A 24,443-nucleotide genomic window follows, 5' to 3' on the forward strand; every position below is an offset into this window, starting at 1 on the left:
GGCCGACCGGGGGAGAGTGGCGGCGAGCCGGCCGGCGTCGGCGGAAACTAGTTGGCCTTCTCGGCCAGGTCGAGGAACTGCTTCTTGGAGGCCAGCGCCTGCTCGGCCTCCTTGACCCGGCGGGCGTCGCCCGCCGCCTGAGCCCGGGCGAGACGCTGCTCGGCCTCGGCGACCTGCTCGCGCATCTGCTGGAGCAGCGGGTTGTCCTGCGGGGTGGTCTTGCGCCAGGCCGAGTCCATCGCGACGCGGATGCGGTCTTCGGCGGCCCGCCAGCGACGGTCGAGGCCGGCCGCGGCCTCGCGCGGCACCCGGCCGGCGTCGTGCCAGGCGGCCTGCGCGTCACGCAGCTTGTTTTGCGCCCCGCGCGGGTCGGCGTCGATGTCGAGCGCCTCGACCTCGGCCAGAATCGCCTGCTTGCGCTCGAGGTTGCCCTTGTATTCGGCGTCGCGGGCCGAGAAGACCTCGCTCCGGCGGGTGAAGAACGCGTCCTGGGCCGCCCGGAACCGCTCCCAGAGCTTCTGCTCGGCCTCCTTGGCCGCGCGGGGAGCCGCCTTCCACTCGGTCATCAGCTCCTTGAGCCGGTTGGCCGTAGTCGACCACTCGGTCGACTCGGAAAGGCTCTCCGCCTCGGTGACCAGCTCTTCCTTCGCCGTCTGGGCCTGCTTGCGCTGGCCGTCGAGGGTCGCGAAGTGAGCGCCACGGCGTCGGGTGAAGCCGTCGCGGGCGGCCGCGAAGCGCTTCCACAGCTCGCCGTCGGTCTTCTTGTCGACGCCGCGGACCGTCTTCCACTCCTCGAGGATCTCCTTGAGGCGGTCGCCGGCCGTCTTCCAGCCGGTGGACTCGGCGGCGATCGTCTCCGCCTCCTCGACCAGGGCGGTCTTGCGGGCCAGCGCCTCGCCCCGGGCGACCTCGCGGGCCGCGCGGGCCTCGCCGGCCTTCTCCTCGGCCAGGGTGTTCAGCCGGTCGAGCCGGGTCGCGAGCCCGTCGATGTCGCCCACCACGTGCGCCTCGTCGAGCGTGGCGCGCAGGCGCTTCAGGCTGCTCAGCGAGTGCGCCGCGTCGGCGGCGCCGGACTTCAGGCGGGCTTCCACGAGGTCGACCTCGGTGATCAGGTCGGCGAACCGCCGGGCGAAGTGGGCCAGGCCCTCTTCCGGGGTGCCCGCCTGCCAGGACCCGACCACGCGGTCGCCCTCGGCGGTCTTCACGTACACGGTGCCGTCGGCATCCACGCGCCCGAAGGCCGTCCAGTCGTTCATGACCTCATCCTCGTTCTCCCGGCGTCGCCGGTCGGGACCGGTGACCACCGCCACAGCGCAGTCGAACGCCAATCTTCTCATCGGCATTCTTTCTCGCGCATTGTCACAGGTCCAACCGGGTTTGGGGGAAGCGCCCAGGGATGACCGTGACCCAACGGTGTCCTACCGTGGCTCAGTGCCTCACCCAACAGCTCCGCGCGTGATCACCGTCGTCGGGCCGACCGCGGCCGGCAAGTCGGCGCTGAGCATCGCGCTGGCCCATGAGCTGGGCGCCGAGGTGGTCAACGCCGACTCGATGCAGCTCTACCGGGGCATGGACATCGGCACGGCGAAGCTGACCGCCGCCGAGCGCGAGGGCGTGCCGCATCACATGCTGGACATCTGGCCGGTGACGATGCCCGCCGCGGTTGCCGAATATCAGACACTCGCCCGCGAGGCGATCGACCGGATTCTGGAGCGCGGCCGGGTGCCGCTGCTGGTCGGTGGGTCGGGGCTCTATGTCCGGGCCGTTCTCGAGGAGTTCGAGTTCCCGGGCACCGATCCGGTCGTGCGGGCGCGGCTCGAGGCCGAGCTGGCGGTCGAAGGCCCGGCGCCGCTCCACGAGCGCCTGCGCGGGTGGGATCCGCTCGCGGCGGAGAAGATCCTGCCCTCCAACGGGCGGCGGATCGTGCGCGCGCTCGAGGTCATCGAGCTGACCGGCCGCCCGTTCACGGCCTCGCTGCCCGCGCCCACCCCGCACTACGCGTCGGTGCAGATCGGCGTCGACCGCGATCCCGGTGAGCTCGACTCGCGGATCGCCCGACGAGTCGACCTGATGTGGGCGGCGGGGCTGGTCGACGAGGTGCGCGGGCTCGACGGGCTCCGCGACGGGCTGACCGCCGGGCGAGCGCTCGGCTACCAGCAGGCGCTGGCCCAGATCGACGGCCTGCTCAGCGAGGACGAGGCGAAGGAGGAGACGATCCGGGGCACCCGGCGGTTCGTGCGGCGGCAGCGGTCCTGGTTCCGCCGCGACCCGGCGATCGTCTGGCTCGACGGCGCCTCGGCGACGCTCGTGGCAGACGCTCTGGCCGCTGCGAGATGATGTAGGCGTGTTCACTGAGCCAACCCGCGGCGGAAAACCCCAGATGAAGTTCACGAAGGGCCACGGCACCGGCAACGACTTCGTGATCCTGCCCGACCCGGACGGCGTTCTGGATTTGACGTCCGCGCTGGTCGCCAGGCTGTGCGACCGGCGGTTCGGGATCGGCGCCGACGGCGTCCTGCGGGTGGTGCGCAGCGCCAAGCACGCCGACTCGGCCGGTTACGCGTCCGAGGCCGAGTGGTTCATGGACTACTGGAACAGCGACGGCTCGCCGGCCGAGATGTGCGGCAACGGCGTCCGGGTCTTCACCCGTTACCTGATCTCCGAGGGCCTCGCGACGCCCGGCCCTTCGGGCCTGCCGATCGCTACCCGAGCCGGGATTGTGGTCGCGCTGGTCGAGGGACCTACGGTCCGCGTCCACATGCGCTCCCCTTCGGTGTACGCGGCGAGCACCGCGACCGTGGGGCCCCTGACGTTCCCGGGTGTCGCCGTCGACTGCGGCAACCCGCACCTGGTCTGCGGCCTGCACGACGGCGTCTCGCTCTCGTCGCTCGACCTGTCGGCGGCGCCCGGCTTCGACCCGCGCCTGTTCGCCACCGGGGTCAATATCGAGTTCGTCCGCGCTTCCTCTCCGCTCGACGACGCCGACCTGCACGTGTCGATGCGGGTCTACGAGCGCGGCTCGGGCGAGACGCTCTCGTGCGGCACCGGTTGCCTCGCCGTCGGCGCGGTCGCGCTGCGCGACGCCGGCCGGTCGAGCGGCACGGTCGCGGTCGACGTCCCGGGTGGCCGGGTCACGGTGACCCACGACGAGCAGGACCGGTGGTGGCTGGCCGGCCCGGCGGTGCTGGTCGCCACCGGTGAGGTCGACCCGGAGCAGCTGGGCTGATGCGGCATCGGGTGGCGCACCGCGGCTACTCGGGCGTGGCGCCGGAAAACACTCTGCCCGCGTTCGCGGCCGCGCTGCGTGGCGGCGCGACGATCGTCGAGTTCGACGTGCGGACGACCGCCGACGGCGTGCCGGTGGTGATCCACGACCGCACGCTGGAGCGTACGACCACCGGCACCGGGCCGGTCTGGGAGGCCGAGTTCGACGGCGTGCGCCGGTTGGACGCCGGTGCGTGGTTCTCGCCCGCCTACGCCGGGGTCCGGGTGCCGACGCTGGCCGAGACGATCGACCTGATCGCCGCGGCCGACGTCGAACTGCTGCTGGAGATCAAGCCGCCGGCCACCCCGGAGCAGGTCAAGGTCATCCTGGAGCAGGTCGCGTCGCGGGGGCTGCTCGACCGGACGATCGTGCAGAGCTTCGACCCCGCGGTCGTCGCCATGGTGCCGTCGGAGTGGCGGCGCGGCCTTCTCCGGCTGCGTCTGGACCCGGACACGCTCTCTCTGGCCATCTCGCTGGGGGTGGCCTACTGCAATCCGTCTATCGCCGACTTCTTTCGCGAAACGGACATCATTTCGTCACTGGTCGCCGCCGGGATCGAGATCATGCCCTGGACGGCCAACGACCCGGCGCAGTGGCCGGCCCTGGCCGCCGCGGGGGCGGCCGGGCTGATCACCGACCGGGTCGCCGAACTGACCGGTTGGTCTTTTCCGGGCTAGCTTCCGGGCTTTCCGGGCTAGCTTCCGGGCTTTCCGGGCTTTCCGGGCTTTCCGGGCTTTCCGGGGCTAGAACGTCTCCTCGGGCGCTTCCTCGAGCTCGACCTCGGGTGTGGCGGCCGCGTTGTGCGGGACCGCGCCGCCCCGGACGACGGCCCGGATCGCGGCCGCGACCGCCGGGGTGACCCGCGGGTCGAAGACGCTCGGGACGATGACGGTCGGATTGAGCTTCTCCTCACCGACCACGTCGGCGATCGCCCGTGCCGCCGCCAGCGCCATCTCCTCGGTGAACTCCTCGGCGCTCACGTCGAGCATGCCGCGGAAGACACCCGGGAAGGCGAGCACGTTGTTGATCTGGTTGGGCTGGTCGGAACGGCCGGTGGCGACCACCGCGGCGTGCTTGCGGGCCTCCCGCGGGTCGACCTCGGGGTCGGGGTTGGCCAGCGCGAAGACGATCGACCGGTCGGCCATCTTGGCGATGTCGTCGCCCGAGAGCAGGTTGGGGGCGCTCACCCCGATGAACACGTCGGCGCCGACGATCGCGCCCGGAAGGTCACCTTGGTAGTTGTCCTTGTTCGTGTTGTCGGCCAGCCACTGCCAGGTCTCGTTGACATCGGACACGCCGCGGTGCAGGGCGCCCTTCCGGTCGTACGCGATGATGTCGCCCACGCCCTGGCGCAGCAGCAGCTTCATGATCGCGGTGCCGGCCGCGCCGGCGCCCGACACGACGACCTTGACCTGGGCCATGTCCTTGCCGACCACCCGCAGCGCGTTGGTCAGCGCGGCCAGCACGCAGATCGCGGTGCCGTGCTGGTCGTCGTGGAAGACCGGGATGTCGAGCAGTTCACGCAGCCGGGCCTCGATCTCGAAGCAGCGCGGCGCCGCGATGTCCTCGAGGTTGATGCCGCCGTACGCCGGGGCGATCGCCCGGACGATGTTGACGATCTCGTCGGTGTCCTGGGTGTCGAGCACCACCGGCCACGCGTCGACGCCCCCGAACCGCTTGAACAGGGCGGCCTTGCCCTCCATCACCGGCATCGCGGCGGCCGGCCCGATGTTGCCGAGGCCGAGCACGGCGGAGCCGTCGCTCACCACGGCGACCGTGTTGCGCTTGATGGTCAGCCGGCGCGCGTCGGCCGGATTTTCCGCGATCGCCATGCAGACCCGGGCCACGCCCGGCGTGTACGCCCGGGACAACTCGTCACGGTTGCGCAGCGCGACCTTGGACGAGACCTCGATCTTGCCGCCCAGGTGCAGCAGGAAGGTCCGGTCGGAGACCTTCCGGACGTCGACCCCGTCGAGCTCCTCCAGTGTCTTGACGACCTGGTCGGCGTGGCTGGCGTCGGCCGTGTCGCAGGTGAGGTCGACGAGCACCCGGGTGGTGTCCGAGTCGACGACGTCGAGCGCGGTGACGATGGCGCCGGCCTCGCCGACGCAGGTGGTGAGCCGGCCGATGGACGAGGCGTCCGCGGTAACGGCAATACGGATCGTGATCGAAAATCCTGCGCTCGGCAGGCGGGTCGTCACCACGGTGTTCCCTCCGACGTTGGCGGGTGCGTCACCGCATTCTCGCTCTTCCGGAATATGACTTTCCAATCCGGTGGTTGAAATAGGTTCAGACACTCCTACGAAACGCTCGGCCCGTTATGTAGGTGCGCCCGCTCGCGCGGCGTGCCACGATCGGGCTGAGGAGGTCACCTTTTGACTACTGAACTGTTCGATCCCAGCGTCGGCGAGCTTGACCTGGAAGAGCGCCACTCGCTGCGCCGGGTAGCCGGGCTCTCCACCGAACTCACCGACATCACCGAGGTGGAATACCGCCAGCTGCGCCTGGAGCGCGTCGTGCTGGTCGGCGTCTGGACCGAGGGCAGTCAGGACGACGCGGACAATTCGCTGACCGAGCTGGCCGATCTCGCCAAGACCGCGGGCTCGGAGGTGCTCGAGGGCCTCATCCAGCGACGCGGACGGCCTGACGCGGCCACGTTCATCGGCCGGGGCAAGGTCGACGAACTGCGCGACGTGGTTCTCGCGTCCGGGGCCGACACCATCATCTGCGACGGCGAACTCTCGCCGTCCCAGCTCCGCAACCTCGAGCAGCAGACCAAGGTCAAGGTCGTCGACCGGACCGCGCTGATCCTCGACATCTTCGCCCAGCACGCGAAGAGCAAAGAGGGTAAGGCGCAGGTCGAGCTGGCCCAGCTGCAATACCTTCTGCCGCGTCTGCGCGGCTGGGGTGAGACGCTCTCCCGCCAGAGCGGTGGTTCCGGCCGCGGTGGCGGCGCGGGCGGCGGCGTGGGCTTGCGCGGCCCCGGTGAGACCAAGCTCGAGACCGATCGCCGGCGCATCAACCAGCGCATCTCCCGGCTGCGCCGGGAGATCAAGGGCATGCGGACCGTACGCAGCACCAAGCGCTCGCGCCGCGCGAGCAGCGGGGTGCCCGCGGTGGCGATCGCCGGCTACACCAACGCCGGCAAGTCGAGCCTGCTCAACCGCCTGACCCAGGCCGGGGTGCTGGTCGAGGACGCGCTGTTCGCCACCCTCGACCCGACCACCCGGCGGGCCGCGGCGGAAGACGGCCGGGTCTACACGCTCTCCGACACCGTCGGATTCGTGCGGCACCTTCCCCACCACATCGTCGAGGCGTTCCGCTCGACGCTGGAAGAGGTCGCCTTCGCCGATCTGGTCGTGCACGTCGTCGACGGCGCCCACCCCGACCCCGAGGGTCAGGTCAGCGCGGTCCGCGAGGTGCTGGGCGAGGTCGGTGCCGACCGCATCACCGAGCTGCTGGTGATCAACAAGGTCGACACGGCGAGCGAGGAGACGATCCTGCGGCTCAAGCGGGCCTGGCCGGACGCCGTCTTCGTGTCGGCCCGTTCCGGGGTCGGCATCGAGGAGCTGCAGGCCGCGATCGCCGACCGGCTGCCGCGCCCGGCGGTCGACCTGCGGGTGCTGCTGCCCTATGACCGGGGCGACCTGGTGGCCCGCATCCACCGCACCGGCCAGGTGGTGCAGACCCGGCACGTGGACGAGGGCATGGAGATGACGGTCCGGGTCGGCGAGCAGCTGGCGGCCGAGCTGACGTCGTTCGTCACGGCGTAGCCGCCAAACTCTCAGCGAACTGTGATCTGGCCAAGGTGGGCGGCGTGTCGCTGGCGCGCCGTTGCCGGAACGCAGTCGGTCAAACACCGACCGTATTCCGGCAAAGCGGGCGGGCCGGGCGGGCTGACCTGCGTTGATCCACGCGTAACACCGGCACGGGACGCCGCATGCGACACTGATCGGATGCGGCGTCTCGTCTTCTCGGTCATCGCAGTCTCCGGGCTGCTCGTGGCCGGTTCGTCCCCGGCACTCGCCGATGATCCCGCCCCCACGGTCAGCGCGAAGGCGACGCCCGGCAAGAAGATCTGCAAAGTCACCGACACGACTCTCGATGAGTTGTCCGGCATCGTGGCGACCAGCACCGGCTTCATCGCCATCGACGACAGCAGCACTCAGGACAGCCACCGGAAGGTCTTCTTCCTCAACAACAAGTGCAAGGTCACCAGCTCGCAGAGCTACAGCGGCACCCCGATCGACACCGAAGACCTGATCCTGTCGCCGGATGGAAAGACCCTCTGGATCGCCGACACCGGAGACGACGGTGTCCGCGCCGCCGACCCGAAGCCCCGCGACCACATCGCGCTCTGGTCGATGAAGGCCGACGGGTCGACCAAGCCGAAGATCTACCGCATCGCGTACCCCGAGGGTGACTACCACGACGCCGAGGCGCTGCTGCTGCAGAACGGCACGACCCCGCTGCTGGTCACCAAGGAACTGGGCAAGCCGGCCTCGATCTACGAGCCGAGCGCGCCGCTGAAGGCCAACAACGAGACGCCCACGCCGCTCAAGAAGGTCGGCGAGCTGGCCCTCTCCGGCACGACCACGCCGTCCAACACGGTCGCCCAGATCGGCAACAAGACCATCGACGGCGGGGCGATCGCGCCCGGCGGGGCCAAGGTCGCGCTGCGCACCTACACCGACGCGCTGGAGTGGGACGTCACCAACGGCGACGTGCTCGGCGCGCTGAAGGGCAAGCCGCGCACGACCGGGCTGCCCAACGAGCCGTTCGGCGAGGCGATCACCTACAGCCCCGACGGCAAATACTTCTACACGGTGTCCGACATGAACGGCGACCACGACACCGCCAACTACATCATGCAATACACGCCGGCCACGACGGTCGCCGTGGCGGCGAAGTCGGCCGACAGCGGCCCGACCACCCACTGGTATTCCAACCTGACACTCAACCAGATCACGCTGATGGTGGGCGGGGTCGGCCTGGTCGGCCTGATCCTGGTCGGCGTCGGCGTGATGGGCATCGTGCGCAGCCGCAAGCGGGCGGCCCTCGCCCCGGCGGCCTACGGCGACGGCAACTCGTCCTCCGGCGACCCCGAGAACGAGTTGATCGGCGTCGGCGGCGCACCCCAGCGCGCGGGCGTCTACGGTGGCGCCCGCTCCGGCGGCATGCCCCCGGCCGGCGGAGGCAGCGGGGCCAACAGCGGCGCGGTCTACGGCGCCGGCGGCGGTGGTGCCGGCGGCGGCGGTGGTGCCGGCGGCGGCGCCCAGCGTGGCCCGGTCTACGGCAGCGGCGGCGGCGCTCCGCAATACGCCCGCCCGGCCGGCGGCCAGCAGCCTCCGGCCCGAGGCGGTCAGCAGCCCCCGGCCCGAGGCGGTCAGCCGGCTCCCGCTCGCGGGGGTCAGCAGCCCCCGGCGCGGGGCGGTCAGCCGGCTCCCGCTCGCGGGGGTCAGCAGCCTCCGGCGCGGGGCGGCCAGCCTCCGGCCCGCGGCGGTCAGCCTCCGGCCCGCGATGGCCAGCCCCCGGCCCGCGATGGTCAGCCCCCGGCCCGCGATGGTCAGCCCCCGGCCCGCGATGGCCAGCCCCCGGCCCGCGGTGGTCAGCAGCCCCCGCGCGGCCCGCAGCCGGCGCCCGGCCGCGGCGGCGCCTATGGCGGTGGCGGTGGTCCACAGGGCGGCGGTCAGGGCCGGGGTCCGGCTCCGCAGGGCCAGCGCCCGTCCGGTGGCGGCGGTCAGGGACGTGGACCGGCCCCACAGGGCCAGCGTCCGCAGGGTGGTGGCGGCGGTCAGGGCATGCCGCCCGGCGGCGCGCGGCCGCAGCGGCCGCAGGGTCCCGGGCCGGGCCAGCGTCCCCAGGGCGGCGGCAACTACGGTCAGGGCCAGCGCCCGCGCGACGGCCGGGCCGAGTTCGGCGGACGCCCCGAGGGCCGCTTCGACAACCTCGGCTACCGCCGCTAGACCCCAGGCGCCAGAAAGGCCGGTCCGAATCGGACCGGCCTTTGCTGTGCTCAGACCCGGCTTGCGCCGGCCGGTGCGGCCTGCTTCGGGTGGGCGCGGCCTGCGCCGGTCGGGCGCGGCCTCCTTTGCGCAAGCCCGGCCTGCTTTGGTCAGGCCGGGCTCGCTTTGCTCAGACCCGGCGGAGGACGGCCACGACGCGGCCCATGATGGTGGCGTCGTCGCCCGGGATCGGGTCGAAGGCCGGGTTGGCCGGCATCAGCCAGACGTGGCCCTCGCGCTGGCGGTAGCTCTTCACCGTGGCCTCGCCGTCGATCATCGCGGCCACGATGTCGCCCGCGTTGGCTGTCGGCTGCTGGCGGACCACGACCCAGTCGCCGTTGCAGATCGCGGCGTCGATCATCGAGTCACCCTTGACCTCGAGCATGAAGACGTCGCCCTCGCCGACCAGCTCGCGCGGCAGCGGGAAGAACTCCTCGACCGCCTGCTCGGCCAGGATCGGGCCGCCGGCCGCGATGCGGCCGAGGAGTGGCACGTACGCCGGTTGCGGGCGCGCCGACCGCAACGTCTCGTCGTCGACCAGTTCGGCCGGCGAGCGTACGTCGACCGCCCGTGGCCGGTTGGGGTCGCGGCGCAGGAAGCCCTTGGTTTCGAGCGCCTTGAGTTGGTAGGCCACGCTGGACGGCGAGACCAGCCCGACCGCCTCGCCGATCTCCCGCACGCTCGGCGGGTAGCCGTAGCGCTCCACCCAGCCGCGGATGAACTCCAGGATGCGCCGTTGCCGGGCGGTCAGGTCGGCGGTGACCAGGTCGGGGAATTGGCTGACCACGGGCGTGACCGCTCGCAACTGGGGCGCGTCGGTCGCGCGGGACCGGCTCGGCGTGCGGCGGCGCAACGCGGCGGACGCGTTCGCTGACTCGGGCTGCTTGACATTGGATTGTTGCCGGCTCGTCCGGTCGTCGGTCGACACGTACGCCCTCCCTGTCGGCCAGTGCCTGTTACGGCACGTGGTGCGTCGCGGAAGCCGGGAAACGCCGTGGGGATGGCGTTTGTCCGGCTGACCCCTCTTGACGGGAAACCGTAATCGGCGGGTGCGACTTATTCAAACATCTGTACGACATCGGCCCCGGCGTGTCGCCCGGAAGTGCTCGACTTCCGTACGCCTGTTCTGATAGACCGTCGTACGGGCGTTCGATCGAACGCCCGTGCTAATAACGATCTTGGAACGCTGATCTTCGATCAAGCGAGGGGGAATCGCCATGGTGAGCCACGATCTCCGGGGGATGGAGCCGCCGTTGCGGCTGACCCGGCGCGGCCGCGCCGTCGTGCTCGTCGTTCTCTTGGCGGCCGCCACGCTGGCCAGCGCCGTGCTCTTCACCACCGCGTCGCGGGCCGACGAGTCGTCGACCGCGCCGGCCCCGACGGTCGTCGTGCAGCCCGGCGACACGCTGTGGCGGATCGCCGCCCGCAACATGCCCCGCCGCGACAACCAGGACGCGGTGGCCGAGTTGCGCGATCTGAACAAGCTGCCGAGTTATGACATTCAGCCCGGTGACGTTCTGGTGTTACCTCGCGGCCACTGATCGCGTCCGGCAAATCCCGGTAAATCGCCCCTGCGTGCTGCGCCGCGTGATCACCGGTACACCGCACGTGTTGAGTCGCAGAATACGGCGCGTCGGCACACCGCTGAGCTTGCGCCCGCGTCCGCTGCGGCATAGCGTCTACCCCAACATCTAGTAGTTACAAGGGTGTAAGTCATCCACTGGTTGGGGTTTGACCTCTCCGGTTATCCACAGGCCGTCCACAGCGGCGCGATAGATTCGATCATCGCGACGCTGCATTTCGGCGTGTCCGGAGACTGGTGAAGCGGCCCTCGTAGGGAGATCTCGGTGCGTTGTCCGTATTGCCGCCACGCCGACTCGCGCGTGGTCGACTCGCGCGAGGCCGACGACGGTCAACTGATCCGTCGGCGTCGCTCGTGTCCCGAGTGCGGCAAGCGGTTCACCACGGTCGAGGAGGCGGTCCTCGCGGTGGTCAAGCGCAGCGGGGTCACCGAGCCCTTCAGCCGCACCAAGATCATGAGCGGCGTCCGCAAGGCCTGCCAGGGCCGGCCGGTCGACGAGGACGCGATCGCGGTGCTGGCGCAGAAGGTCGAGGAGACCATCCGGGCCAAGGGGGCCGCCGAGGTGCCGAGCCACGAGGTGGGGCTGGCGATCCTCGTCCCGCTGCGGGAGCTCGACCAGGTGGCTTATCTCCGGTTCGCCAGCGTCTACAAGTCCTTCGACTCGCTCGACGAGTTCGAGAAGGAGATCCAGGCGCTCCGCGACTCGGTAGCGGGCACAGCGGTGACCGACGCAGCAACGACGCAGAAGTAGACGAAGAGTGGCAGCACCAAAGAGGGGGAGCAGTATGGCCGGGGACGGCATCACAGCAGGTCGCCAAGCAGCGGGCACACAGCGCAGCCGTGGGAACGGCAACCGGTCCGCAGGGGGGCTGCGGGTCGAGCGGGTCTGGACGACCGACGGTGTACATCCGTATGACGAGGTCGAGTGGGAGCGCCGCGACGTCGTCATGACGAACTGGCGGGACGGCTCGATCAACTTCGAGCAGCGCGGTGTGGAATATCCCGCGTTCTGGAGCGTCAACGCGGCCAACATCGTGACCACCAAATACTTCCGCGGTGCGGTCGGCACGCCCGAGCGCGAGTGGTCGCTCAAGCAACTGATCGACCGGGTCGTCTCGGCCTACCGCAAGGCCGGCGAGGAGTACGGCTACTTCGCCACCCCGGCCGACGCCGAGGTCTTCGAGCACGAGCTGACCTGGATGCTGCTGCACCAGGTGTTCAGCTTCAACTCGCCGGTCTGGTTCAACGTCGGCACCAAGTCGCCGCAGCAGGTCAGCGCCTGCTTCATCCTGTCGGTCGACGACTCGATGGACTCGATCCTCGACTGGTACAAGGAGGAGGGCCTGATCTTCAAGGGCGGGTCCGGCTCCGGGGTCAACCTGTCCCGCATCCGCTCGTCCAAGGAACTGCTGTCGTCCGGGGGGACCGCCAGCGGACCGGTGAGCTTCATGCGCGGCGCCGACGCCAGCGCGGGCACCATCAAGTCGGGCGGCGCCACCCGCCGGGCGGCCAAGATGGTGATCCTCGACGTCGACCACCCCGACATCGAGGAGTTCGTACAGACCAAGGCGCGCGAGGAAAACAAGATCCGCGCTCTGCGGGACGCCGGCTTCGACATGGACCTGGGCGGCGCCGACATCGTCTCGGTGCAGTACCAGAACGCCAACAACTCGGTCCGGGTCTCCGACGAGTTCATGCGGGCGTACGAGGAGGGCGGCCAGTTCGGTCTCCGCGGCCGGCTCGACGGCGAGGTCATCGAGACCATCGACGCCAAGAAGCTGTTCCGCGACATCGCCACCGCCGCCTGGGAGTGCGCCGACCCCGGCCTGCAGTACGACGACGTCATCAACGACTGGCACACCAACCCCGAGACCGGCCGGATCACCGCGTCCAACCCGTGCTCGGAGTACATGTCGCTGGACGACTCGTCCTGCAACCTGGCCTCGCTCAACCTGCTCAAGTTCCTCAAGCCGGACGGCTCGTTCGAGGTCGAGAAGTTCGTCAAGAGCGTCGAGTTCATCATCACCGCGATGGACATCTCGATCTGCTTCGCCGACTTCCCGACCGAGAAGATCGGGGTCACCACGCGGGCCTACCGCCAGCTGGGCATCGGATACGCCAACATCGGCGCGCTGCTGATGGCCTCCGGCCTGCCGTACGACTCCGAGGGCGGCCGCAGCGTCGCCGGGGCGATCACCTCGCTGATGACCGGCACGGCGTACCGCCGCTCGGCCGAGCTGGCCGGCGTCGTCGGGGCCTACGACGGCTACGCCCGCAACGCCGAGGCGCACAAGCGGGTCATGCGCAAGCACGCCGCGGCCAACGACGAGATCCGCCCGACCGGCACGGTCGCGACCGAGATCGTGCGGGCCGCCACCAAGCAGTGGACCAACGGCAACAAGATCGGCGAGAAGAACGGCTGGCGCAACGCGCAGGCCTCGGTGCTGGCCCCGACCGGCACGATCGGCCTGATGATGGACTGCGACACCACCGGCATCGAGCCCGACCTGGCGCTGGTCAAGTTCAAGAAGCTGGTCGGCGGCGGCTCCATGCAGATCGTCAACCAGACCGTGCCGCGCGCCCTGCGCAGCCTCGGCTACCCCGAGGAGCAGGTCGAGGCGATCGTCGAGCACATCGCCGAGCACGGCAACGTGGTCGACGCCCCCGGCCTCAAGCCGGAGCACTACGCGGTCTTCGACTGCGCGATGGGCGAGCGCGCGATCGCCCCGATGGGCCACGTGCGCATGATGGCCGCGGTGCAGCCGTTCATCTCGGGCGCCATCTCCAAGACGGTCAACATGCCCGAGTCGGCGACCGTCGAGGAGATCGAGGAGATTCACTACCAGGGCTGGAAGCTCGGCCTGAAGGCGCTCGCGATCTACCGCGACAACTGCAAGGTGGGCCAGCCGCTCTCGGTCGCCAAGAAGCCCGCCGCCTCGACCGAGGCGACGGCCGTCGAAGCGCCGGCCGCCCAGGTCGAGAAGGTCGTGGAGAAGGTCGTCGAATACCGGCCGGTCCGCAAGCGGCTCCCCAAGAAGCGCCCGTCGGAGACGGTGTCCTTCTCGGTCGGCGGCGCCGAGGGCTACCTCACCGCGTCGTCCTACCCGGACGACGGCCTCGGCGAGGTCTTCCTCAAGATGTCCAAGCAGGGTTCGACGCTGGCCGGCGTCATGGACGCCTTCTCGGTCGCGATCTCGATAGGGCTGCAGTACGGCGTCCCCCTCGAGACGTACGTCAGCAAGTTCACCAACATGCGCTTCGAGCCCGCCGGCATGACCGACGACCCGGACGTCCGCATGGCGGCCTCGGTGATGGACTACATCTTCCGTCGCCTGGCGCTCGACTTCCTGCCCTACGAGACCCGCGCCGAGCTGGGCATCTTCACCGCCAAGGAGCGGACCGCCCAGGTCCAGGCCGAGGCCGCCGCCGAGGTCGCCGCCGCCAGCGCCGACTTCGCCGCCATGGCCGCCTCCGCCCCGGTGTCGGCCCCGGTCGGCGCCACCAGCGCACCGGCCGAGACCCCGGCCCCGGTCGCCGCCGGCACCGGGCCCGACAAGCAGGTGCCGGTCCAGGTCGGCTCCTCCACCGAGTTGCTCGAGGTGGTCCTGGGCCAGGCCGCCGACGCGCCGCTCTGCTTCACCTGCGGCACCAAGATGCGCCGCGCCGGCAGCTGCTACGTCTGCGAGGGCTGCGGCTCCACCTCCGGCTGCAGCTGAATGTGACCATTCTCCGCGTGTCCCCTCCAGGGGCACTTTGAGATCTGAGAGTCATCGGCGAGTCTGACCAAAGGGATGTCCCCTGGACGCTACCGTCCGGGGGACTTTCCGTTGCTCAGGACGCGGACACGACCTGGGTTCGGCAGGCAACGACACCTGACCGAAGGAGGACCCGAGCCCGTGCCGCACACCATCAAGGTCAACGAACCCATCGAGTACGACCCAGCCTCCGTGGCCGCCGTTCTCGGCGAGGACGTGCTGCCCGTTGACGTGACCGATCGCGTCCTCGCGCCGTTCATCACCGTCAACGGTCGCATCCACACCCCGACCAGCAACTTCCTGCGCCACCACTGCACGATCCGGCCGAACCTCGCCACCGCTCGCCGCCTCGCCTCCGACCTCGCCGGCTGGCTCGACTACCTCTGCAACACCCGCGGCCTACATCCCTACGAGGACAACCGCGACCCCGTCCTCGCCGCTACCGAGGACCACTTCGCCGCTTACTATCGCCAGCGCCAATATGGCATTGACGCTGAGTCACGGCTCACGTCCGGCGGCTGGGCCCATGCCGCGTCCGCGATCAAGCGCTTCTACGAGTACGCCCAACGCCGCTACCAGCACCTACCACCGTTCGAGATCATCACGGTCACCCGGCGAGACGGTGGCACGGGCACCACGATCGCCAAGTACCAGCCCCGCCGTCGCAACACCGGCTCGGCTGGCCTCCCCATCACGCCCGAGTACGCCCAGTACCTGCTCATGGGTGCGCTCCGCACCGATCTCGACGGCAACCAGTACCCCTACCTCGGCGCCGACCGCGACCACGCGATCTTCGCACTCGGTCTGGCCACCGGCGTCCGCCGCAACAACCTCGCCAACATCACCATCTACGAGGTCCCACCGGTTAGCAGACTCCCGCTCACCACGATGCGCGTCGCCGACCACATCACCAAGGGCGACGCCGGTGGTGACGCACTCGTGTTCACCCACCACCTTGCCGCTGCTCGGGAGTATCTCGACGGCGCACGCGCCGACCTGGTCGCCCGAACGACCTACCGTCCGGCTCGACCGCTACACATCGAATCGGCCGACTCCACCACGGTCCGCTACCGGGCTCCCGACGATCCCGGCACGGTCGCGAGTAAGCGATGGACGGATGCCGACGAGGACTTCCGTCGACGCCTCATCACGCCCGAGGGCGCAAGCCCGGTCCTCTTCCTGAACGAGTACACCGGCGAGCCGCTCGCCTACCGCAGCCTCCAGCACGCCATCGAAACCGCGCGCACCTTCGTACGCGAACGCATCGACCACGACTTCCCGGCGAACTACAGAATCCACGATCTTCGCCACACCTATGCCGTTCATCTCACCGTCGCGATCTACCGAGGCGTCGTCGCGGACATCGTCGAGAAGCAGCGCCGCGACGACTGGATGGTCGACCACATCGCCGCCGCCGTCGAACTCGTCAAGTTCTCCCTGGGCCACGCCAGCGAACAGTCCACCCGCCTCTACACCCAGACCGCCCACCGATTCCTCGGCATCCCGGTCGACCACTTCCTCGGACGGTTCTGATGGCACACGCAACTCGCGGCCACCGCAGCGGCACGTACGAGATCGAGCGCATCAACAAGGTCGACAAGCGACGGTTGTCCATCACCTTCCAGCACGCCGCCGCCTACCAGCCGCAAGTCGTCACGCTGCACGTCGACCACACTCCCGCCGCCGAGCAGATGTTGCAGGCCATGGCCGACTCGATCAAGGTTGGCGACAACGGAGACGCGGACTCCGCGTGGGAATCTTCAGTCACGCTCACGAACAACGTCTTCAACGCGACGACAATGCTCCGACGGCTCTACGAGAAGGGCTTCGATACCTTCGCCGATGCCCGGCTCGACGTGGCGACACTTCGTCCGCTCTATGACTCGTTGAACAGCAACCGCAAACGGTCCGCTTGCTGGCTGCTGGCCCGCGCAGTGCGGGACAACCATCCGAACGGCGTCGCTATCAGCCGCGCCTTGAAGAACAGCCGCTTCCAGGTCGAAGAGTCAACGCCATTCATCTACGACGACGCGGTCAGCGATGCCATCGAGGCAGCGGCCAAGGCCGTCTACACCGAATACTTCACTGCTCAGCGGGAGATCTTCGAGCGCCTCGGGTACGACGTGACCGGACGCGGCTGGCTCCGCGTCCCGGCCCCGGAACTCATCAACTGGGCCGAACGCGCACACCCTGACCTATCCCGGCCCGGCACGCCGCAACCGTCGCTCGCGGCGCCCTACGAGCAGCAGATCGCTTGGGCCCTGACCCACCCGCGCATGTTCGGCTACATCAAGTACAACCGCACTAGCCCGCTCCGCGGCCCGCAGATCAAGGCGATCGGCCGCGCGCTCTACCCGGACAACATCCTCATCACCGCCGCGCTGATTCTGCACTGCCTCGGCGAGAACAGCGGATTCAACGCCTCCGTCCTGCTGCAGAAAGACGCCGACACCCTCACCTACCTGGGCAGCGATCACGCCCTCGAACACAACGTCAAGGCCCGTAACCACTCCGAGGACACCCGGCCCACCCGCCTGACCTCCATCTACACCGCAGGCGGGGTCGTCGAGGCGATGACCGGCCTCACCCGCTTCGCACGACATTCCCGACGCGACCTCACCACTCCCGCCGGCACCCCGGCGGCCGTCGTCGACCGCCTCTACGTCGAACACGCCTCCGAACCAGTCGAAGCCCAGGTCATCAACGAGTTCCGGCGCATCAACGCCTGGAAGTCACCGACCTTCGACAAGCACTGGGATGAAGCCACCGCTGGCTCGCGCGGCGAGGTCTCCCTCCGGCTGTCCGCGCTGCGCTACGCTGCCCAGCGCCGCGCGATGGGGGAGGGCCTCACCGCGGACGTCCACGGCCATACGTCGAGCACGAAACTGCACTACACCGCGCACGTGCTGCCCGACCACGTCTTCAACAAGCACGCCACCGCGGCACAGAACGCGTTCCACGACGACAGCGTCGCCGCGTTCACCGTCGTCGCCGACGCCACCGAAGGACCGGCCGCCGACCTGGCCGCCGTCGATCCTGACCAGATCATGGACGTCGAGATCGGCGTGTGCACCTCCGGCGGCAACGCACCCGACGGCTCAGGAAGGCGCTGCGGCCTCGGCATGGTCGCCTGCTTCACCTGCCCCAACGGCTATCGCACCCTCGACCACGTCCCGGGCCTGCTCGCCGCCGTCGAACTCGGCGACATCATCGAACGCAACGACCCCGTCGAATGGGAGCACGGACAAGCCTCCCACCTGCGATTCTACTCACAAGCCTGCCTCGACAAGTTCCCGCCCATGGTTGTCGGCAACATCAAACGATCGACCGACCTCGTCCCCCACATCCTGACCGTCACCGGCATGTACATGGAGATGCGCCATGGCTGAGGTCGTACCACTCTTCCCGATCGACTGGGTTCGCAGCGCCAGCCTGCTGTTTCGCGACGACGAACGACTCAACGACTTGATCCCCGGCGGCGAGGACCTCGATCGGATCGTGCTGTTCAGCGACGACGTCTGGGACCTCGCTGGCCACCGGACTTGGAAAGACAAGGCGGGCGCGATGACTCGCATCCCCTTCGCGGGAATCGAGGAGCGCTGGCGGGACGCCACCAAAGAGATGGCGCTGCTGCAGATGAACCCAGCCCTGGCCGTTGACCGCGCCGACAACCCGATGGCCCAGACCTGGCCCAACGTCCAGGAGCCGATCCTGCCCGTCACCGCACAGGGCAACATCAAGATGCTCGGTCACGGCCTGGCGATCATCGATCAGCAACACATCACCCGCTTCGACAGCGACGACTGGGCACGGCTAGTCGTCCTGCTGGTCCAGCCCCGCAGCGTCAAGGAGAAACAGGCCGGCAGCACCCTGTCCAACGCCACCGGCCGAGGCCGAGCCCAGCAACTCATTACCCTATGGCAGATGACCCAGATTGCCGGCCGTCCCGGACTGCTGGGCGACGCACCGCCGTTCGACGGGCGCGAGACAGTCGAGCTGTTCGGAGGCCGCACCAAGAGCAATGCCGTTCGCCCGCACGAGGGCGTCGGACACGCCCTCGGTTTCGTGGCCTGGGTCTTCGACCACATCGCCGAGGACATCGTCTCTCACATCGAGTGGTGGGCCCAGAACACCAGCACCGAACCACCCCTGAGCCGCCAGGACACCTTCGAGGCGATGCTCGACCTGACCGCCCGCATCGCTCAGGAGAACGACGGCAAGGTCCCCGGCTCCCGTAACGTCAACGGCGGCATCACGCTGGCCCACGCCCCGCTGGCCCGGCTGCTCGGCGTCTACGACGCGGACGAGGCATTCCTGGCCGGGCGGTGGACCATGTCGCAACTGCGCGACACCGTCCAACTTTCGACCACCGTCAGCCCGTGCCCCGTGCCTGTCATCGAACTCCCCACTCGCGCTGGCGGACTGGCCCCCTGGACCGAGCGGCTGATCGCCTCCAAGGAGAGCCTCGACGCCTGGCAGCGACGCCTTGTCTACTACGCGATGTACTACCTCGCCGCGACCGTCATGCTGCGCGACAGCCAGTTGTCCGTCCTGCCGTTCGACCCGCTGAGCACGCAGGAGTTCACCCGGCCGGACGGCAGCACCTACATCAAGCACACCCTGTCGGCATACAAGACCAAGAACCGGCACGCCGACGTCCCCACCACAGTCGTGGTCAACGGCCGCGTCGCCCGCATCATCGCCTTGCTTCACCGGATGCAACGGGCCCTCGGCTACGAACCCCGCCGTAGCGACGCCACCGGAGTGCCCTACCTGTTCGACCAGCTCCTCGCCACGCCGCTGGGCAAACGCCACCACGGCATGGCCCGCGACGGCCTCTACCTCGACCTCGGCTTCCTCAAGATCCTGAAAGAAGGAGCGCGGGAACTCTTCGACCGCGGCATCACCAAGCGATCCTTGGACGACGTCGACATTTCGATGCGTCATGTCCGCATCACCAGCGCGCAGGCATACGCCGTTCGCGAGCACGGCCAAGCCCTCGCCGCAGCCTTCGGCCAGTGGGACACTGTGGCCGTCGCCCGCGGCTACGTCGGCGACGTCTACAAACTGATCACACCGATCGATCCCGACGAGGCAGCCGACCTCGCGCAGCAGGACGCCGGCCGCCGCCTGCACCGAGCCTTCACCCACCGTTCCACACTGACCGGCAAGGGGCAGGCCCGCCTCGACCAGACCATCGAGGCGAACCGGCCTGCGCTGTCCAACCCGCAGCCGCTGACTCCCGCCCGCCTCAAGACGCTGGGCAAACGCAACCGCAACATCGAGCAAGGCCCCCTGACGCTCTGCCTCTACCAGGCTGAAGGTGCCCTCTGCGGCGGCAAGGGCAAGCCCGACTTCCGGCTCTGCCTGCCCGGCCAGTGCCGCAACTCGATCATGAGCCGCGCCGACCGAGCCCGCTACGAACTGATGCGCCGGCAGCACCGCACACTCAAGTCGGACGTCCTGCGCCGGGCCGCGGACAAGATGAACGACGCCAACCCCGACATCGCCGCAGAGTTCGCCGACACCTCCGACGACGTGCTGCACGACATCATCACCGAACACATAGACGAGTACATCCGAGCCGCTCTGGAGGACCGGGCATGACCAGCGACGACATCGCGGCCCTGGTCCGCGTCGCCACCCGCATCGAGCGCGGCGAGGAACTTACCGGCGACCTCATGGGTCAGGAGGGCGTGCCTGTCGCGCTGCGCTTGGTCATCGCCGCGGTGACCCTCGCGGCGGCTGACATGCCGGTCAACAAGAAGTCCATCACCACTATCGCGCCCGCGGCGCGGTCGGCGACCTACCGTGACCACGCCGCCCTGCTCGACCAGGCCAAAGCCGTCATCCCTGGACTCGTCCAGGCACAGCTCGGCCTGGCGGGCACCAAGGTGTCCGCCGCAGATCTGGGACGGCAACTCGAAGCCGCCCACGCGTCCATCGAGAAGGAACGCCGGCTTCGCGAGGAGGCCGAGGAACGGCTCAAGCACGTCGCCGCGTACGCCCGCGAGCTGCATTGGCAACTCAAGCCCGAGTACGAGGCACGTCTGCGCGAGCGCGACGAGAAGGTCCGCCATCTGCGCATAGTTCCCGGCGACGTGCGACAGGGATCGGAGGCATAAACCGTTGAGGCACCCAGCGTCTGGATCGGGGATCGCTCCGAAAACCTAAGGCAGGCATCCGGTCCGCGAACTCTGCCGTGGATATCATATTTCCTGAGCAAAAGGGGTTGGTTCTTGGTGGGGCGGCGGGCAGAAGCAGGCAGCGGTGAGTGACGAGGTTAATCGCCTAGGACCAATTGGCTTCCAAGATCTCGCCGGGGTCGTCTCGCTGGCGGCATTCGGCCCCGGGGTGCAGGTCATGGGTGCCGGCCGTGATGGAGGCCGTGATCTTTACCATCGCGGACCGCTGATCTGGCACCGATCCGAGGACGGCCCTGGCGAGGTCTGGGACGGCTACACTGTGCTCTCGGTCAAGCACAAGGGCACGCCGTCACTGCGGCATCAGGAGAATCTGACCTGGTTGTGGGGCCAAATCCGGCCGGAACTGCAGGCCTGGGCAGACCCTGACGGAGACCGGCGCGAGGTCCCGGAGTACTTACTCGTCATCACGAACGTCAAGCTCACCCCATATCCCCAAGTGGGCGGCCACGACGCTCTCAACGAGTACATCGCCCGTTATCGCCGCGACCTTGACGACGACAAACGAGATGTCGGGCCGGGCGCGGCGGCCGAGCGCCGTGCCCGACTCGCCCGGATAGCCCGGATCAAGAAAGTCCGGGTGTGGGACGGTAACCAGATCGAAGCGCTGATCAAGCGGTATCCCGAGGTCCGCAACGCCTTCCCCGGCTTTCTCACCGCAGGCGACGTCTTTGCTGCATTGAGCCGGGCGAGCGACACGATACCGCTCACCGACCTCGAGGACAGGCTCCGCGCTCATGCGCGGACAGGTCTAATGGGCGACGGATTTATCTACTTCGACGAAGCCGGCAGCGGCGACGGTACTGGCATCCCGGTGCACGAGATCGCCATCGATCTGCCGGTGACCACGATGTCCGGGACTCAGTACACCAGCGTCGTGAAGTACGTGCTCGACCGGGCCGAGCACGTACTCAAACCGGATGCCCTTCCATGGACAGGCCCGCGGCATCTCGTTGTAACCGGGGCACCAGGCAATGGAAAAACGACGATCGCGAAGTTCCTGGTACAGGTCTTCCGGGCCGCTCTGCTCGACGGCGCCGTGGGCCTCGGCAGCGGCCACCAGGACGTCATCGCCGGTACCGAAGCCGCGTTGCGCCGTTTCGGTTGCTTACGGCCCCGGCACCGCCGGTGGCCGATCCGCGTCGACCTTGCCCTGTACGTCCAGGAGGGCGGCCTGGTCGACGATACGACGCTGCTGCGCTGGATCGCCCACAAGGTCTCACGCCGTTCCGACCGCGGTGAGGTGACTGCGTCGGGGCTGCGGACCTGGTTGCAGCGTTGGCCCTGGCTGCTCGTCCTTGATGGCCTCGACGAGGTCACCGAACCTTCGGTACGGAAGCGGCTGATCGAGCGCGTTGTCGAATTCGTGCACGACGCGGAGGCGGACCGGTGCGACGTCCTGGTGATCCTGACGACCCGGCCGATTGGCTACACCGAAAACATCGAACCTGCCCAGTTTGAACGCATCGATCTTGACGATCTGGATCTGCGCGAGGCCGTCCGTTACGGCGATCTGGTCACCCGGGTTCGGCTTCGCACCGACCTTGATCGAATCGAACGGGTCCGCCTCCGGCTACGTGCGGCGGCCGAGGACGAGGCCCTGCAGCGTCTGCTGCGGACACCGCTGCAGGTGCTAATCCTGACCATCATCATCGACGGGGCGGGTCGCCTGGCCCCGGACCGTTACAGTCTCTTCCGCGGTTACTACGACACCGTGTTTCGGCGTGAACGTGACAAACCCGCCGGATTACACCGGATCCTGCAGGATAACGGCCAGCAAATCCAACAGCTGCACGAACGGGTCGGGTTCGAACTTCAAGCGCGCAGCGAGGCCGGTGACCGCTCCTACGCCACGCTGACCGCCGAGGAGTTGCGCCGGATCACCTGGCAGGTCTTAGACGAGGCCGGCTTCAAACCCGACGGCAGCGATGCCGACCTGCTGGAGAAAATCTTCGAGGCGGCCACCAAGCGGCTCGTCCTGATCGCCCCGCGGGGCACCGAGGGCTACGGCTTCGACGTCCGATCGTTGCAGGAGCTGATGGCCGCGATGCATTTGACGACGGCCCCGCTCGACGAGGTGCTGCGTCGGCTGCGTGTAGCCGCGGTCAGCCCGTTTTGGCGTAACACCTGGCTGTTCGCGGCCGGACAGCTGTTCTCCACTCCTCAACCCCACCAGCACGCTGCCTTGACAAGTCTGGTTCGAACCCTCGACGAAGACGCCACAGACCGGCTCGGTGCGGTCGTCCCGGTAGGCCCCCGGCTGGCCTGGGAAATCATCGACGATGGCATGACCCGGTCCTACCCGCGATGGCGGGATCAACTCGTGACACAAGGAATGCAGCTGCTGACTGAGCCGGACCTGCCGGACCTGCCGACGATCATCCGTTACCTGGTCCGGTTCGCCGCGTCGGGCGACACACAGCGCGCGATGGCCGCCGACGGGCTGCGCGACGCGCTCGGTGCAACCTCGACCGCCCGGCGTACTGCCGCGGCGCTTCAGGAACTGGTCCCCGGCGCGGCCGATGAGATCAAGGCGTCGTCCGCAGTCCGGGGTCTCGCTGCCGTCCGTAAACGCCCGGAAGCTATACCACCACCGGAACCCGCGAACGGGTGGGACAGCTTCGAGGCCGAGGTCGCGACGGCACCATGCGCCGACGCCGATACGTTGTTGCTGCGCCGCGGCGCCGACGCGTTGCGCCTCATCAGCAATGGCACCATTGAGCAGAACGACATCGTTGCACTGCATCATGCGCTGGGATCCGGGCCGGCGGCGGCGACCCTCGAGGCTGCTCTGACCCACGTGATGGGGCACGAACCAGTGCTACGCCAGAATCTGCGCGACGTCGTTCTGCCAAGCCTGCACCGGCGTCCCATCGGTGATGACCTGCGATCCGGACAGGCGGACGCCGTCTAACGTGAGTCCGGGTCGCTGGAGAATCGCCCAAGAGGTGATCAGTCCAGCAGATCGGTCGGTTGCATGGCATTTAGGACGCTGTTGACGAGGTTTTCGGAGATGTCGTGCCGTCCGGTGTTGCGGATCTCCTCCCAAATGAGGCGGGCCGTCCAGACGGGTGGGCTCGCGTCTACCGTCTCGATGATTACCCTCACCTGTCCCAAGGAGACTTCGACCTGCTCGCCGAGCGTGTTGTAAAGCTGGATGGGCCGGTACAGGCGCCGCCCGATATCTTCGTCACGGACCATGCAACCCCCTCTCTTCGCCGGAATCGACGTTAAGAAGCACATGAGATGCAGGTCTATGACCGGCGCGCCGCATGATCCTGCCAGGGCCGCGCGGGAACCTGCGGCATCGATGATGTTTAAGCTGGGGTCTCGTCGCGCGTGGGAGGTCTACCGGCGTGGCCGTCCAGGTGGCTGTTGTAGATCCGCTGCCGATGTTCCGGCGAGGCGTGGCCGCGGAGCTGTCGGCCGTCGGATTTACTGTGGACGATCCGCCGGATGTCTTAAGGTGGGCGCAGCAGAGTCCAATGGCAGTGGTTTTGCTGACTATTGGCGCTGACGGCGACTGGCGGTTGCTCGACTGTCAGCGCTCACGGAATTCTCCGGGGTCTGGCTCAGGTAATTCCCCAGGTGGTGGCCCTCGGGGTGTAGTTCTATCTGGTGGTTGTGGTGGTT

General features: G+C 68.6%; 17 protein-coding genes. 13 read left to right on the top strand and 4 right to left on the bottom strand.

Going from position 1 to position 24,443, the window contains the following annotated elements; all coding sequences use genetic code 11:
* Positions 1–47 precede the first annotated feature (47 nt).
* Positions 48–1,256: a DUF349 domain-containing protein gene (locus tag AB0M88_RS45115; RefSeq protein ID WP_364113010.1), complete on the bottom strand. Its 1,209-nt coding sequence runs from the start codon at positions 1,254–1,256 to the stop codon at positions 48–50.
* Between the two features lie 157 nt (positions 1,257–1,413).
* Between AB0M88_RS45115 and miaA the strand changes: the two genes are divergently transcribed.
* The 3 genes from miaA to AB0M88_RS45130 are packed head-to-tail and all read left to right on the top strand — an operon-like array spanning position 1,414 to position 3,942.
* A complete protein-coding gene (gene miaA, locus AB0M88_RS45120; RefSeq protein ID WP_364112982.1) occupies positions 1,414–2,337 on the top strand; it encodes a tRNA (adenosine(37)-N6)-dimethylallyltransferase MiaA in 924 nt (307 codons plus the stop codon).
* Between the two features lie 43 nt (positions 2,338–2,380).
* Positions 2,381–3,226, top strand: a complete 846-nt coding sequence (gene dapF / locus AB0M88_RS45125; protein WP_364113012.1) for a diaminopimelate epimerase — start codon at positions 2,381–2,383, stop codon at positions 3,224–3,226.
* Positions 3,226–3,942 (top strand): glycerophosphodiester phosphodiesterase family protein, encoded by a 717-nt coding sequence (locus AB0M88_RS45130; protein WP_364112984.1) that lies wholly within the window; start codon positions 3,226–3,228, stop codon positions 3,940–3,942. The genes dapF and AB0M88_RS45130 overlap by 1 nt, the downstream gene beginning before the upstream one ends.
* 66 nt (positions 3,943–4,008) lie before the next feature.
* Here the strand turns inward: AB0M88_RS45130 and AB0M88_RS45135 are convergent, their stop codons facing one another.
* On the bottom strand, positions 4,009–5,469 hold the full coding sequence (locus AB0M88_RS45135) for an NAD-dependent malic enzyme (RefSeq protein WP_364112986.1): 1,461 nt from the start codon (positions 5,467–5,469) through the stop codon (positions 4,009–4,011).
* 171 nt (positions 5,470–5,640) lie between these two features.
* Between AB0M88_RS45135 and hflX the strand changes: the two genes are divergently transcribed.
* Positions 5,641–7,038 (top strand): GTPase HflX, encoded by a 1,398-nt coding sequence (gene hflX, locus AB0M88_RS45140; protein WP_364112988.1) that lies wholly within the window; start codon positions 5,641–5,643, stop codon positions 7,036–7,038.
* Positions 7,039–7,221: 183 nt separating this feature from the next.
* Complete coding sequence (locus AB0M88_RS45145; RefSeq protein WP_364112990.1) at positions 7,222–9,231, top strand: hypothetical protein; 2,010 nt, start codon at positions 7,222–7,224, stop codon at positions 9,229–9,231.
* 169 nt (positions 9,232–9,400) lie between these two features.
* On the opposite strand, the gene lexA is transcribed toward AB0M88_RS45145, so the two are convergent.
* Positions 9,401–10,123, bottom strand: a complete 723-nt coding sequence (gene lexA, locus AB0M88_RS45150; RefSeq protein ID WP_364113014.1) for a transcriptional repressor LexA — start codon at positions 10,121–10,123, stop codon at positions 9,401–9,403.
* Positions 10,124–10,487: 364 nt separating this feature from the next.
* On the opposite strand from lexA, the gene AB0M88_RS45155 reads away from it, so the two are divergent.
* The 8 genes from AB0M88_RS45155 (at position 10,488) to AB0M88_RS45190 (ending at position 23,724) form a co-directional block, all read left to right on the top strand.
* Complete coding sequence (locus AB0M88_RS45155; RefSeq protein WP_364112992.1) at positions 10,488–10,811, top strand: LysM peptidoglycan-binding domain-containing protein; 324 nt, start codon at positions 10,488–10,490, stop codon at positions 10,809–10,811.
* Between the two features lie 306 nt (positions 10,812–11,117).
* Positions 11,118–11,603: a transcriptional regulator NrdR gene (gene nrdR, locus AB0M88_RS45160; RefSeq protein ID WP_364112994.1), complete on the top strand. Its 486-nt coding sequence runs from the start codon at positions 11,118–11,120 to the stop codon at positions 11,601–11,603.
* A gap of 34 nt (positions 11,604–11,637) precedes the next feature.
* The gene (locus AB0M88_RS45165; protein ID WP_364112996.1) at positions 11,638–14,568 is read left to right on the top strand and encodes a vitamin B12-dependent ribonucleotide reductase; all 2,931 of its coding nucleotides are present in this window, start codon (positions 11,638–11,640) and stop codon (positions 14,566–14,568) included.
* A gap of 180 nt (positions 14,569–14,748) precedes the next feature.
* Positions 14,749–16,140, top strand: a complete 1,392-nt coding sequence (locus AB0M88_RS45170; RefSeq protein ID WP_364112998.1) for a hypothetical protein — start codon at positions 14,749–14,751, stop codon at positions 16,138–16,140.
* Complete coding sequence (locus AB0M88_RS45175; RefSeq protein ID WP_364113000.1) at positions 16,140–17,996, top strand: hypothetical protein; 1,857 nt, start codon at positions 16,140–16,142, stop codon at positions 17,994–17,996. The genes AB0M88_RS45170 and AB0M88_RS45175 overlap by 1 nt, the downstream gene beginning before the upstream one ends.
* Positions 17,989–20,214: a hypothetical protein gene (locus AB0M88_RS45180; RefSeq protein WP_364113002.1), complete on the top strand. Its 2,226-nt coding sequence runs from the start codon at positions 17,989–17,991 to the stop codon at positions 20,212–20,214. The genes AB0M88_RS45175 and AB0M88_RS45180 overlap by 8 nt, the downstream gene beginning before the upstream one ends.
* Complete coding sequence (locus AB0M88_RS45185; RefSeq protein WP_364113004.1) at positions 20,211–20,732, top strand: hypothetical protein; 522 nt, start codon at positions 20,211–20,213, stop codon at positions 20,730–20,732. Before AB0M88_RS45180 ends, AB0M88_RS45185 begins: the two co-directional genes overlap by 4 nt.
* A gap of 145 nt (positions 20,733–20,877) precedes the next feature.
* Positions 20,878–23,724: a hypothetical protein gene (locus tag AB0M88_RS45190; RefSeq protein WP_364113006.1), complete on the top strand. Its 2,847-nt coding sequence runs from the start codon at positions 20,878–20,880 to the stop codon at positions 23,722–23,724.
* A 38-nt stretch (positions 23,725–23,762) separates the two neighbouring features.
* On the opposite strand, the gene AB0M88_RS45195 is transcribed toward AB0M88_RS45190, so the two are convergent.
* Positions 23,763–24,011 carry a hypothetical protein gene (locus AB0M88_RS45195; protein ID WP_364113008.1) on the bottom strand — a complete coding sequence of 83 codons (249 nt, stop codon included), beginning with the start codon at positions 24,009–24,011 and terminating at the stop codon, positions 23,763–23,765.
* Positions 24,012–24,443 lie beyond the last annotated feature (432 nt).

Origin of the sequence: Actinoplanes sp. NPDC051411, assembly GCF_040682075.1 — a bacterium.
Lineage (GTDB): Bacteria > Actinomycetota > Actinomycetes > Mycobacteriales > Micromonosporaceae > Actinoplanes.